Origin of the sequence: Sphingobium sp. AP50 (genome assembly GCF_900109095.1) — a bacterium.
In the GTDB taxonomy this organism is placed as follows: Bacteria; Pseudomonadota; Alphaproteobacteria; order Sphingomonadales; family Sphingomonadaceae; genus Sphingobium.
In genome coordinates this window covers 19834-32861 of sequence record NZ_FNYZ01000023.1, presented here as the reverse complement: position 1 = coordinate 32861, position 13028 = coordinate 19834, and the positions used below count along the sequence as shown (strand labels likewise).

Genomic DNA, 13028 nt, shown 5'->3' with positions numbered 1-13028 from the left:
ACATATATGTATCGTCAAACGTAAGAGCGGAAGCAAGCTTCTTTTTGCCCGATCGCGGCGCACGCCAAAGAATCGCGACCCAATGCGCACCGGCGAGCCGGGATAGTCGAACGAGCAAAGCCAAATCTGCACTGCAGAACCCCGACGTTGCTGCAGAAGCAACCACGAATTTTATCCGCTCATCGCAATCTGCCTATAAGTGATCAGAAGATCGACTAAGCCGACCCGACGGGGAAGCCCGTTAATATACGATAATATATCGGACCGAGCTGGCGCCGACGCTCGGCGCTTTGCTTAATGCCGAGAGCGTAATAGCCGATTTGATGATAATAGGTGATCCTGGCCCGGACCAAAGCTTCGTCATTGTCACATCCCGCTTCAACAAATAGATGCCGCAATGCGTCGATCCGCACGGTATCGACCGTATGCACCACTTCAGCAACTTTCGGCGAGGCGGCCGCCCAGTTCCGCACCGCCGTGTCATATTCGGGACGAAATCTCTGTTCGTCGATCCACAGATCCATGAGAGCATGGTATCGCTCGGAGGGACTTCCGACGCCCGTTACTGCCGAAATGAAAGGCATGGTGTTGCAGGACCGCCAATCGTCGAGCAATTGATCAAGCAAATCCTGCCGGCTCTTAAAGCGCCAGTAGAAGCCCCCGCGCGTCACGCCGCTGACTTTTGCCAGGCGGTCCACCTTCACGGCATCGATGCCTTCGCGGATCAAAGTCTCGCGCGCAAGATCGAGCCAATCCTGAGTCGTGAGATTGCGCCCTGCATCGCTACCATCTTCCAATTCCGTCACTAAACCTCCGCTTCGCTTTCTGTGATGCCATTTAGCTACAACGATCTCAGAATTTGTCCAACTCATGCATGACCCAATCTTTCGCTATTGACAATACAGGTATGTATGCTCTGTTGGCGGTCAAGCAAAACTACGAGCCGGGATCGGAAATGAAGAGTCAAATCATTTTTGGAAGCTGCGCTGCTGTGGCGATCCTGGCGGGCATTCCAGCAGCCCATGGGCAGGAGAAGGCGCCCGCACCCGTGACCGACTCGGACACAATTATCGTCACCGCGCAAAAACGGGACCAGCGGTTGCAGGACGTTCCCGTAGCTATCACCGCCGTCGGGTCAGACGCACTCGTTTCGCAGAACATCACGTCGCTCAGCGCCTTCTACGACCGCGTGCCTGGTTTGCAATTCGCCGGTGAGCGCACCAGCGAAATTTCTATACGCGGCATCACGTCCGGCGGACAGACGAACCCGACGGTTGCCATCCTAGTCGATGACGTTCCCTTCGGCTCATCCACCTATCTGGGCAACGCAACGGTTCCAGATTTCGATCCTGCCGTCCTGGAACGGATCGAAGTGTTACGTGGCCCGCAGGGGACACTATATGGCGCATCAAGCCTTGGCGGCTTGCTCAAATATGTCACGAAATCGCCTGACATTCGGGAATTTTCCGGACGTGTCGAAGTGGGTGCAAGCAAGGTCGGGGATGGCGGCTATGGCCATTCAATCCGCGGATCGCTCAATGTTCCCATCCTGACCGATGCGGTTGCCCTGCGCGTCAATGGCTTCCTCAACGACAGCCCGGCCTGGGTAGACAGTCTTGCGAACGGCGCGATCCATCGGGATCGCAACAAGAACAAGAGCTGGGGCGGACGGGCCGCGCTTCTTGTAAAGCCTTTTGAGGGGCTGACCCTCAATTTCACAGCCATGAAGCAGCGCACCGATCTGAACGGCGACGCCATGTACAACGTGCGCTCATTAAGCGATTTCACGGCAATCAATACAAATTCAGGCGCTGGTCCGGTCGGTGCAGCGTTGCCGGAGCGCACTAACTCCGCGCTGCTGACCGATGGAATGCGAAAGTACGCGCTTTATTCATTTCGAGCCGACTGGGATTTGGGATTTGCAACGCTGACATCGGTTAGCGCCTGGACCCGCAGCGGCGTCGCGGACATTGTAGATGTGTCCGCCGTGTTCGGTTTTCTTCCGGCATTTTATCCGGGTTCTGCTTCTGTTTCGCTCGACAATGAATCTTCGCTGCGTAAATTCTCGCAGGAAGTTCGCCTTAGCGGGGCCGGCACGATGTTCGACTGGATCATCGGCGGCTTCTATACCAAGGAACATGCCGATGCACAGCAGAGCCTGACCGTTCTGGATAGCAGCGGCTCATCACTGGTAAACCCCTATGAAGGCGCCAATCCGTCCAGCTACCGCGAAGCCGCCGGCTTTGCCGACATGACCTGGCACGCCACCGACCGGTTGGATATCCAGATAGGTGGACGCTATGCCGACAACAAGCAGCGCTATTCCTCAGTTACCACGGTGGACAGCGCTGTCGTGCCTATTTTCGGCTCTTCCAATGTGAATTCGACCGGTTCGAAGGGCCATGCTTTCACCTGGCTGGTCACTCCGAGCTACAAGATCGGGCCGGATACGATGCTGTTTGCGCGCGTCGCGGCCGGCTATCGTCCGGGTGGCCCCAATCCGGTCGTTCCCAACGTGCCGCGCTCCTTCGGTTCCGATCGCGTGACCAGCTATGAACTGGGCATCAAGGGACAGACCGCGTCACGCATGCTGACCTATGACATCTCGATGTTTCAGGTCGACTGGAAGGACATTCAGCTCCAGAGCACGGATACCAACACCCAGTTCGTTTTCTACGTCAACGGCTCGAAGGCCCGTAGCCGCGGCGCAGAAGTACAGGTTGGCTTGAAGCCGATCACCGGGGTTTCAATCAATGCCAATGCCGCCTATACCGCCGCGACGCTGCGTGGCGACCTGCCAGTCTCGACGCTGTCCGCAACGAACCTGATCGGCTCCAAGGGTGATCGTCTGCCGTCGACCGCCAAGTTCACGAGCAGCATTTCCGCGCAATATAACATCTCAGTCAGAGATTCGGTCGATGCCTTTATCGGCGGCACTTTCGTCTATCTCGGCAAGCGTTATGGCGGGTTCGTCAATATTCCGGACAGCAGCCGCGCCGTACTTCCCGATTACAAGACCCTCGACCTGAGAGCTGGTTTTGGGATCAACAAGCGTTGGCAATTGTCGGTTTTCGTGCGTAACGTTTTTGACAAAAATGGCGTCCTGATCCTGGATAATCGCAATGGATCTCTGACTAACCCGCAAATCACCTATATTCAGCCGAGAGCTGTCGGCTTCAATATCTCAGGGTCGTTCTGAACTTTTGGAGGGCGGCGATTTTATCAACGCCCTTTTCATTTGCGCTGCACGATCGGCATCGGATCGCGATCGTGAAGATACGGGCAAGCTGCTGCACTTATCGAACCCACGCGCATTGGTTCCGATTGCATCCGCTCGGAAGCCGTGCGAGCATTTGTCTTACCGCCACATTTGATGATCGGATGGCTCCGCCTGTTCGGGCATCGCTTCAACTGGAAATCCTATGAACCGAATTGCCTTTGCCGCTCTTGCCTTCGCATTCGCCCTTCCCGCGATAGCGCCGCCTTCCTATGCTCAGCAACCTTTGGCTTCGCCGCGTCTCGATGGGGATTTCACCTTGTTTGTCGGAGGCGATTTGCTTGGCCCCTATCGCACGTCGCTGGATAAAATACCGCCCGCTTTCGCGCAGGTCGCGGCATTAATCCAGCAATCGGACGCCGCCTTCGCCAATCAGGAGGGGTCCAGCTTCGACCTCAGCAGCTTCAAAGGTGCGACCGCAGCGGAAAATGGCGGAGGCTATCCTATACACACGCTGGACACGATGCGAAATCTCCATGCGATGGGTATCAATCTTCTCTCGCGCGCCAATAATCACTCGACCGACTGGGGACTGGAAGGACTGACCGCAACGGACGTCGCTGTAAACGCCATCGGCTTCACCCACGCCGGAACAGGCCAAAGCCTTGATGCGGCGCGGGCGCCCGGCATATTGAATACGTCGAAAGGCGCCGTCGCCCTGGTCGCCACAGCTTCGACATTTCCCGGCATGTCGCCGGCTGGCGATCCAGATCGTGGCGCTGGCGCTCGTCCTGGCCTAAACCCTTTGCACGTCGAACCGGTGACTTTGGTTACGACGGATGAAATGCAGGCGTTGGGGAAAATCGTCGTGCGCGGGGGATATCAAGGCTATGACCTTCCCGGCGCGACGCCGAAGGAGGTTCATCTGAACGAAAAGCTCTTTCGCGTTTCCGCAACGCCGGGCCTGACGTTCGATGTCAGCGACAAGGACCGCGCCGCATTGCTGGCATCGGTTTCAACAGCCAGAGCGCGCGCTGGGTTGGTGCTGTTTTCGATTCATGCGCATGAAACGCGATCGGGCGGCTACGAGGATTCCGATCCGGCCGAATTTCTACCGACGCTTTTTCATGATGCGATTGACAAGGGGGCTTCCGTCGTCCTCCGTCACGGACCCCATGCCATACAGGGGATCGAGATATACAAGGGCACGCCGATCTTCTACGGCCTCGGCCATTTATTCTTCGAGCTACCCAAGACAATCACTATCGCCAGTGAAGGTCCGCACAAGCAGACGGTCACCTTACCCGAGAAGTGGTGGGAAGCCACCGCGGCGACGCTCCATTACAAACAAGGCAAGCTTCAACAGATCCGCATTTATCCACTGATCATTAACGACAGGGACGGACCGGAACAGGGACTCCCGACCCTGGCAAAAGGCGTTCAGGCGCAGGCCATTCTCAAAAGAATACAAGAACGATCCCAACCCTATCACACTCAAATCCGGATCAGCGACGATATAGCCATTATCGACCAGTTCTGATCAGCCGGTCGCCCACCCGACTACTGCCGCAACATTCATATGTGTGGCATTGGCAAGGGCACCCGCCCTGTCCATTGGCTTTTTCCATGCCAAGGGACAGAAGAGCCTCGCCTTTTCAGAGCCTGCGCACCCGGTTGGCCGGATCCACTGTGCTGCGCTGGATGCCGGTCAAATCGGTGCCCAGGCTTTCCGTAACAATCCCGCCATCGACGTTCTCGACCGTGCCGATCACGGTGACGACCGCCGTCGTGCCGCAGGCGAAGACTTCGCGCAATCGACCACTCCGCATCCCCGCACCACTGGGCGAAGCTATAAAGTTCCTTGCGCACCGTATGCCCCTTCGCGCGGCGAGCGAGATGATGCTGTTGCGGGTTATACCCGGCAGGATGGTGCCGCCCAGCGGCGGGGTCACGATCGGTCCGTCGCCCATCAAAAAAAAGGCGTTCATGCCGTCCCCGCATAAATTGGGACGAAGCCCATCGCGGTTCTGACGCTTAAGGCGCGGAAAGCCCCGCCCTAGGTCCGGCCTACAGATCAGCAACCTCGACGCCAATAATGATGGCACGTATTCTACAGGGGAACCTCAGCCGTCAATTTCACAGAACCTAAAGTGAAACTGGAATTGACGGATAAAACATTGGGCAATGACAGCAGGATCGTTCGCAAAATTCTTTCATAATCTTCAATGCTTTTGGCAACCACTCTGACAACATAATCGGAATCGCCACTCATCGAAAAACATTCCACGATATTGGGAATTTGCCGGATCGCGGCCTCAAAGGCATCCAGCGTCCCGGCATCATGCACACGCAGCTTCATGTGCGCGAAAACATTGACCGGATAGCCGAGCGCGACGGGGTTCAAAATATTGGCCCGCCCGATTATTACGCCGATCTCTTCCAGACGTTTGAGCCGACGCCAACAGGGGGTGGAAGACAGGCCCACCTCCTCTGCCAATTCTGCGATGCTCAAATCAGGCCGCGATTGATAGGCTCGCAAAAGGCGCCGGTCGGTATCATCGATCTGCGGTTGCATCATCATGAGGTCAAAAATTCCAACTTATCCGACGGGAACGGAGAATATTTCAATACATAACTGTATGGCGTCAGACAAAGTATAATTTTCTTGCCGGGCTGCTAAAGGCATGGATGAAGAGCCGGGCTGTAAAGAGCGCCGCAGCGACGTTGAGATATGTCACGTCACGCCGGGCGTGATTGGCGCCATGGGTGCGCACCCGCGACCGGGCCAAACGGCGCGATAGTCTCTCCCGGATCTCAGGGCTTTGCCGCAGCCTGCGGTTCGGCTATCCATAGCGGCGTGCTGGTCTGTTCGAACGAGGCACGGGGCCAAGTCCCGCGGGCCATCAACTTTCCGATCGGAAACGGCATTGCCATCGCCGCCAATCTCGCTTTCACCTCCGTCATCCTGATAATGATTTTTGCGCAGACCCGCATTTTCTTCGTCATGGCGCGGAACGGCCTGCTACCTGTAAAGCTCGCGCAACCGCACCCGCGCTACAACACACCCCATTTCGTCACCATCGCTACCGGCGCCCTCGTCGCAATGGCGGGCGCGCTTTTACCGGTCCGCAAGCTCGCGGACATATCAAATTCGGGTACGCTGTTCGCCATCTTCGTGGTGTCGCTCGCGGTACTCATCCTGCCCGTCAAGGCACTGGAACGGACGCAGCCCTTTCGTACGCCTTTGGTCTGGTTTGTGACGCCGATCGCCGCTGGCAGATGCCTGTTCCTCTATCTCAACCTTCTTGCCGATGCGCAGCTGGTCCTGTCGATCTGGGCGGATGCGGCCTTATTGTCTATTTTCGCTATGGCTTCGGAAGGAGCCATTTCGGCCGGTCGCGTAATGCTGCGACAACAGACGCACAACAGCCCGTGCCAGAGAGGTGATCTTGAAAATATCCGTGACGATGGCGTTAGACGGGCATGGCCGTCGTATATTTGGTCATCGACAACGCGAAGTGCGAGGCGGCACCCGCCACCGAAGGCTGAGAGAGCAATATCTGCATCAGGAATGCGTTATAGTCGGCCACATCCGACACGACGACGCGAAGCAGATAATCCCACTCGCCCGACATGGAAAAACATTCGATGATTTCCGGCCGCCCGTCCACGAATTCCTCGAATGCCTTGCGCGATTCCGGAGCGTGGCTGCGCATACGGATATTGCACAGGACATTGACGCCGCGATCGATGGCTTCTGGGTTCACCAACCGAACCACCCGGGTGAGTACGCCGGCCACCTCCAGCGCCTTGATCCGCCGCCAGCAAGACGCGGCCGATGCCCCCACCTGTTCGGCCAGCTCATTATGGCTGATCGTGGCATCAAGCTGAAGCGCAGCGATGATTCGCCGGTCGATATGATCAATTTGTCGAACCTGTTTCATAAATTGCCCAATTTTGAAAATGCTATTCGATGATCGCCTGTTTTGACGCGAGATTGAAACCCATTTTCACCCATTTGCTAGCATAAGCCTATCATGACTACAGAAAAATTGGAGCGCCCGCAGGGCGCGGCGGAAGACTGGACGGTCCCGCAGGATTGGGCATCCTACACGGTGCAGGAACATGCGATGTGGGACACGCTGTTCGAGCGGCAAGCAAAGATGCTCCCTAATCGGGTGGTCAGGGAATTTATGGAAGGCCTCGATGTCTTGCGGATGACGAAGCTGGGCATTCCGGATTTCGACGAATTGTCGGAGCGATTGATGAAGCTGACCGGATGGCAGGTCGTGGCCGTGCCGGGGCTCGTCCCCGACCGGATGTTCTTCGAACATCTTGCGAACCGCCGCTTTGTCGCAGGGCGGTTCATCCGCACCCCGGAACAAATCGACTATTTGCAGGAACCGGACCTCTTCCACGACGTCTTCGGCCATGTGCCGCTGCTGGCCAATCCGATTTTCGCCGATTATATGCAGGCCTACGGCGAAGGCGGGCTGCGCGCCGATGGTTTGGGCGCGATCGATAATCTCGCTCGCCTTTATTGGTATACCGTCGAATTTGGCCTGATCCGGCAGGATGATTCTCTCAGACTATATGGCGCAGGAATCGTGTCCTCTCATGGGGAATCGCTTTTCGCGCTGGACGACCCGTCGCCCAACCGGCTGGGGTTCAACATCAAGCGGCTAATGCGGACAAGATATCGCATCGACGACTATCAACAGAGTTATTTCGTGATCAACAGTTTCGAGGATCTTCTGAAGCAGACGATCGAGACAGACTTCGCACCGCTCTATCGCGAGCTTCAGCAGGAAAGCGATCTCGAAGTCGCCACCATCCTGCCGGAAGACAGGATCTTCACAAAAGGGACGCAGGCTTATGCCCATGCGAAAAAATTCGCATGATGAATGCCATTGTAGCCACCCAGCCCCAGGGCGATGAGGATATTTTCGCCGCCCTCGCCGCCCAGCCGGCTGACGCGCTGTTAGGCCTGATCGCGTTGTACCGGAACGATCAGAGGAGCGGCAAGATCGATCTGGGCGTCGGCGTTTTTCGCGCCGATGACGGCAGCACACCAGTGATGCGGTCTGTGAAGGCGGCAGAAAAGCTGCTGCTGCAGGAGCAGACCTCCAAATCCTATCTAGGACCGGAGGGAGACGCCATCTATGCTGATCTGCTGGCCGAAATAGTCCTCGGCGGGGAACAGGCGCAGTCGGACCGGATCACCGGCGTCCAGACTACCGGCGGCACGGGCGCGCTGCGCCTAGGCGCGGAACTGCTGAAGCGGGTCCGCCCGAACGCCACCGTCTGGATCAGCACGCCGACCTGGCCCAATCATGGCCCGATCTTCATCGAGGCGGGCGTGGCGGTTCGCTCCTATCGCTTTTACGACGTGGCCAGCGCGACGGTCGATTTCGAAGCGATGATGGAGGATCTCGAGCACGTTGCCGCGGGCGACATAATCCTACTTCATGGCTGTTGCCACAACCCGACCGGGGCGACGCTGTCGACGCAGCAATGGCGGATCATCGCAAATCTTTGCGAGGAGCGCGGCCTTCTTCCTTTCATCGACCTTGCCTATCAGGGGCTGGGCGATGGCCTCGACGAAGATGCGGCCGCCACCCGCCAGTTGTTCGCCGCTCTTCCTTCAGCCATTCTGGCCTATAGCTGCGACAAGAATTTCGGCCTCTATCGCGAGCGCGTGGGCGCGCTTTGGGTGCAGGCGCCGTCGCCAGCGTCTGCAGCGATCGTGCGGAGCAATATTCTGTCTCTTGCGCGCGGCCTGTGGTCGATGCCCCCCGATCATGGCGCGGCGATAGTTCGTGTCATTCTGGAAACGCCGGATCTGCGCGCCGACTGGATGATCGAGCTTGCGGAGATGCGCAGTCGGATCAATGCATTGCGTACCGCGTTGGCGGCGGCGCACCCCGATCTTGCCTTCATCGGCGACCAACGGGGCATGTTCGCCATGTTGCCTCTAGCCCCGGATGCTGTCGTTGCGATGCGCCGGGAGAAGGGCATCTACATGGCCGGAAACGGCCGCATCAACATCGCAGGCCTGACCCTGCCTACCATTCCCGCTTTCGTCGCCGGCCTCGCGCCGCATCTCTGATTACTTTGAAGGGTTGCCTGAATATGTCCGATAGTTCCACCAATCCGCTGGGTCTGAATGGCTTTGAATTTGTTGAGTTCACCTCGCCCGATCCCGAGTCGATGGCCGCGCAGTTCGAACAACTGGGCTTTGTTCCCACGCACCGCCACCCAACGAAGAACATCACCCGCTACAAACAAGGCCGTATCAGCCTGATGCTGAACCGTGACGATGCTGGCCGCGTCGCGGCCTTCCGCAACGAACATGGCCCTTCGGCCAGCGCGATGGCGTTCCGCGTGGCGGACCCGGAAGCGGCGATGGCCTGGGCGCTGGAGCATGGCGCCAAGCGGACCGACGAGGACGACACCGTTATACAGGGCATTGGCGGTTCCTATCTCTACTTCATCCGGAATGAAGAAGATCTTTATGCCGACTGGGCGGCGTTTCCCGGATATCAGGAAGAAGAGACGAAAAATAATGTTGGCCTCGATCTTCTCGACCATTTGACCCACAACGTCCGGCGCGGCCAAATGCAGGTTTGGAGCAAATTTTATCGTACCCTGTTCAATTTCGAGGAACAAAAATACTTTGACATTAAGGGCCAGGCGACCGGCCTGTTCAGCCAGGCCATGATCGCGCCCGACAAGGCCATCCGCATCCCGCTAAACGAAAGCCAAGATGACAAAAGCCAGATCGAGGAATTCATCCGCGAATATAATGGCGAAGGCATCCAGCATCTGGCGCTTACCACCGACAATATCTACGACACGGTCGAACGGCTGCGCGCACGCGGCGTTAAGCTCCAGGATACGATAGAAACCTATTATGAGCTGGTCGATAAGCGTGTCCCGGGCCATGGCGAGGATCTGGAGCGCCTGCGCAAGAACCGCATCCTAATCGACGGTAGCATCGAAAACGCCGAGGGCATATTACTTCAGATTTTCACCGAAAACATTTTCGGACCGATCTTCTTCGAAATTATTCAGCGCAAGGGCAATGAAGGCTTCGGCAATGGCAATTTTCAAGCACTGTTCGAAAGCATCGAACTGGACCAGATCCGGCGCGGCGTAATCACCGTCGACGCATGAACTCGCATGTGCACGCACGAACCGCTGGCGCTGCATCCGAAGCCGGGAAGCCGACACTTCTCGGCTTCGGCACAGTACATGGGACGCAGTCCCGTGCGGACGCGCGGCAGGATGCAACTGCATGACGGCCCGTGACGGCCGGATTGCAGCCACGCCGCCGGGCGTGAGACTCTGCCTCGCAAGCGACCTCCCGGCCGGCCATGCACGCAATTTCGTCCTTCAAATGCGCGCCGGGCGCTTTCATGGCTTTGTCGTACGCACCGGCGAGCAAGCCAGCGGCTATGTCGATTGCTGCCCTCATGCCGGGCTGCCGCTCGCACAGAAGCTGGACGACTATCTGACGCCGGACGGACGCCACATCCGCTGTAGCTGGCATGGTGCCCTATTTGACAAGGATAACGGCCGCTGCGTGGGAGGGCCTTGCGCTGGCCAAATCCTTACTCCCTGGCCCGTCGAAATCAAAGATGGCTGGATTGTGACAGCCTGAACCATTCCGGCGCTGGGTCAATCTCATTTCATTTTGTAGAATTCCATGAAAATCGTCGTTACTAGCGGTACCGGCATATTGGGCGACGCGTTATTACGCCAGCTCTCTGCCGCTGGACATGAGCTTGTCTCGCTGGTCCGCGGGCCCGCCGATAAAAACAAGACAGGCACTCAGGTCATCGCTGGCGACCTCACCGATCCTCTAGCGACGGCACAGGCCATCCTGGACGCGCATGCCTTCCTTGGCCATATCGACGCGGTGATCCATCTCGTCGGGGGCTTCAACTGGATTCCCATCGTGGATTCAGCGCTGGACGACTGGTATGCACTTTATGCCACCAACGTCGGCACGACGCTGAACGTCATCCATGCCGCCCTGCCCCTGCTTCGGGAAGGCGCCTCCATCGTCTGCGTTGGTGCAAGTCCGCGAGGGAAGGTATGGCCCCCTATGCCGCAGCGAAATCGGGCATGGCGCGAATTGTCGAAGCGCTATCTGAAGAACAGCGCCCCCGCCGCATCCGGATCAACAGGATCGCCCCCACCTTCATCGACACGTCGCGTAACCGCGCCGAGATGCCTGATGCGAACCCAGCGGACTGGACGAAACCGGACGCGATCGCCGACGTGATCGCCTTCCTCCTTAGCCCGCAATCCCGCGCGATCAACGGCGCACTGCTTCCCGTGACTAACAATGCCTAAGGCCATCATGATCGACGTCTGGACGAATGAGGAACGCGCCGCCGCGCTCGCCGAACTGCGCGACTGAACCTATGATCCGGAGCCTCGCGCTTTGTATCGCCAGATCGGACTCAAGGATTTTTTCCAAGCCATCGGCTTCATGATGCGGGTCGCGCTGGAAGCGAAAAAGGCCGACCATCATCCCGAATGGAGCAATGTCTATAATCGGATCGATATCTGCCTCACCACCCATGCCGCAAGGGACGTCTCGCACCGGGATCTCGCACTAGCGCGCATAATCGATACATTTGTGCACTGATTATTCGGCAGGCACGTTCGTCGCGCTGTCCGGGCCTACGGATTAAAAAAAGCGCGAAATGTCATTATTTTTGCATGTTGCTAGATAATCTGTCGACAGCGGACAAAGCTGGATATCAATCCGGCCTTGCCTTGCGTAAGTTCATACCTGTATTGGCGATGAATGCCGGATGGGGAGAGGATGCCGCATGATGGAGATTGTCAATGCTCGCTTCCGCCCTTGCCCATGACCCCATGCCCCCTCATCCGTCCGACGCCGCCATGGAGGAGCGGTCGCTTGGACTGACGGACGGCGACTGGATCGACGCTGCGCGCGATCTCCTCATTCGGGAGGGTATCGGCACCGTCAGGATCGACCGGATTGCCAAGGAGTGCGGCGTTTCAAGGGGAGGATTTTACTGGCGGTTCAAAAATCGCGATGCGCTGCTCATATGCCTGCTAGACGATTGGGTGGCCGTCAACCGCGCCATCATCGACCGCGCCGTGGTCCATCCGGCCATGCAGAAAAAAAGCGCGAAAGACGCTATCCTCGACCTGATCGCCCTGTGGAATCAGCAAAGTGGCCAATCGGAATATGATCTGGCGGTGAGGGGATGGGCCAAGACATCATCGTCCGCACTCAAGGCGACGCAAGCGATTGACGCCGATTATATCGGCGGCTTGGTCGCTCAATTCCATCGCCACGGTTTCGAACGCGCCGATGCCGAGTTTCGCGCCTTCATTCTTTACAACCACCATCTTGGTCTTTGCACGTCGCTGTCCTTTGAGAGCCCAATTAACGACAGCAGCAAGGATCTGGCTTTGTTTCTGCTGAGGTTATGAGTGACCGCCGACCCATCTCATATCTTCGGCGGCAGTCTCTCTCCTACCATGGCGGCAAGTCATTGAATCTCGTTCAGCAGTTCATCTACGGCATTTCGCCAATGTCCGCCTGCGACTTTTGCGTGGCTAAGAACGTCGGCATTGCCGGCGACGTCCCGAAAGATCAGCGTCGCTCTTTTCGAGAGCGCTTTCAGTTGTTATTGGGAAAAGGATGCTGCAGCATCTGCCGCCTCGACTGGATGATCATCCAAGCGAAGCCCTGACCACCCCGCTCACCCCTTGAAGGCGGCCGGACATATCCGGCGCACCGATACCGGCGATGTCGATCTGA

General features: G+C 57.5%; 15 protein-coding genes and 1 pseudogene. 11 read left to right on the top strand and 5 right to left on the bottom strand.

The features are described 5' to 3' along the window. Positions 1 to 215 precede the first annotated feature (215 nt). Positions 216 to 806: a TetR/AcrR family transcriptional regulator gene (locus BMY84_RS24745; RefSeq protein ID WP_177204184.1), complete on the bottom strand. Its 591-nt coding sequence runs from the start codon at positions 804 to 806 to the stop codon at positions 216 to 218. Positions 807 to 874: 68 nt separating this feature from the next. Between BMY84_RS24745 and BMY84_RS24740 the strand changes: the two genes are divergently transcribed. Continuing rightward, positions 875 to 3199, top strand: a complete 2325-nt coding sequence (locus BMY84_RS24740; RefSeq protein ID WP_093087466.1) for a TonB-dependent receptor — start codon at positions 875 to 877, stop codon at positions 3197 to 3199. Between the two features lie 223 nt (positions 3200 to 3422). Further along, the gene (locus BMY84_RS24735) at positions 3423 to 4757 is read left to right on the top strand and encodes a CapA family protein (RefSeq protein ID WP_093087464.1); all 1335 of its coding nucleotides are present in this window, start codon (positions 3423 to 3425) and stop codon (positions 4755 to 4757) included. Between the two features lie 115 nt (positions 4758 to 4872). On the opposite strand, the gene BMY84_RS24730 is transcribed toward BMY84_RS24735, so the two are convergent. The 4 genes from BMY84_RS24730 to BMY84_RS24715 form a co-directional block, all read right to left on the bottom strand. Further along, a complete protein-coding gene (locus BMY84_RS24730) occupies positions 4873 to 5322 on the bottom strand; it encodes an aminotransferase class IV (RefSeq protein ID WP_371262447.1) in 450 nt (149 codons plus the stop codon). 5 nt (positions 5323 to 5327) lie between these two features. Beyond that, the gene (locus BMY84_RS24725) at positions 5328 to 5798 is read right to left on the bottom strand and encodes an Lrp/AsnC family transcriptional regulator (protein ID WP_256215431.1); all 471 of its coding nucleotides are present in this window, start codon (positions 5796 to 5798) and stop codon (positions 5328 to 5330) included. A 233-nt stretch (positions 5799 to 6031) separates the two neighbouring features. Beyond that, positions 6032 to 6223, bottom strand: coding sequence for a hypothetical protein (locus BMY84_RS30630; RefSeq protein WP_093087460.1), 192 nt, complete (start codon positions 6221 to 6223; stop codon positions 6032 to 6034). Positions 6224 to 6690: 467 nt separating this feature from the next. Beyond that, on the bottom strand, positions 6691 to 7161 hold the full coding sequence (locus BMY84_RS24715) for an Lrp/AsnC family transcriptional regulator (protein ID WP_093087459.1): 471 nt from the start codon (positions 7159 to 7161) through the stop codon (positions 6691 to 6693). Positions 7162 to 7254: 93 nt separating this feature from the next. Between BMY84_RS24715 and phhA the strand changes: the two genes are divergently transcribed. From phhA to BMY84_RS24675, 9 genes and pseudogenes are all read left to right on the top strand, one after another. Further along, the gene (phhA, locus tag BMY84_RS24710) at positions 7255 to 8118 is read left to right on the top strand and encodes a phenylalanine 4-monooxygenase (protein WP_093087457.1); all 864 of its coding nucleotides are present in this window, start codon (positions 7255 to 7257) and stop codon (positions 8116 to 8118) included. Then, the gene (locus BMY84_RS24705) at positions 8115 to 9326 is read left to right on the top strand and encodes an amino acid aminotransferase (RefSeq protein ID WP_371262446.1); all 1212 of its coding nucleotides are present in this window, start codon (positions 8115 to 8117) and stop codon (positions 9324 to 9326) included. The genes phhA and BMY84_RS24705 overlap by 4 nt, the downstream gene beginning before the upstream one ends. A gap of 23 nt (positions 9327 to 9349) precedes the next feature. Next, the gene (gene hppD / locus BMY84_RS24700; RefSeq protein WP_093087455.1) at positions 9350 to 10393 is read left to right on the top strand and encodes a 4-hydroxyphenylpyruvate dioxygenase; all 1044 of its coding nucleotides are present in this window, start codon (positions 9350 to 9352) and stop codon (positions 10391 to 10393) included. Between the two features lie 121 nt (positions 10394 to 10514). Further along, positions 10515 to 10880: a Rieske (2Fe-2S) protein gene (locus BMY84_RS24695; RefSeq protein WP_093087453.1), complete on the top strand. Its 366-nt coding sequence runs from the start codon at positions 10515 to 10517 to the stop codon at positions 10878 to 10880. A 45-nt stretch (positions 10881 to 10925) separates the two neighbouring features. Beyond that, positions 10926 to 11285: pseudogene (locus BMY84_RS30900) on the top strand (SDR family oxidoreductase); the annotation flags it as partial. Positions 11286 to 11317: 32 nt separating this feature from the next. Continuing rightward, complete coding sequence (locus BMY84_RS30625) at positions 11318 to 11578, top strand: SDR family oxidoreductase (protein ID WP_371262445.1); 261 nt, start codon at positions 11318 to 11320, stop codon at positions 11576 to 11578. 91 nt (positions 11579 to 11669) lie between these two features. Further along, complete coding sequence (locus BMY84_RS24685; protein WP_371262444.1) at positions 11670 to 11876, top strand: 4a-hydroxytetrahydrobiopterin dehydratase; 207 nt, start codon at positions 11670 to 11672, stop codon at positions 11874 to 11876. 260 nt (positions 11877 to 12136) lie between these two features. Then, positions 12137 to 12697: a TetR/AcrR family transcriptional regulator gene (locus tag BMY84_RS24680; protein ID WP_177204183.1), complete on the top strand. Its 561-nt coding sequence runs from the start codon at positions 12137 to 12139 to the stop codon at positions 12695 to 12697. Positions 12698 to 12759: 62 nt separating this feature from the next. After that, positions 12760 to 12960 carry a hypothetical protein gene (locus tag BMY84_RS24675; RefSeq protein ID WP_143075153.1) on the top strand — a complete coding sequence of 67 codons (201 nt, stop codon included), beginning with the start codon at positions 12760 to 12762 and terminating at the stop codon, positions 12958 to 12960. The last annotated feature ends 68 nt before the right edge of the window (positions 12961 to 13028 follow it).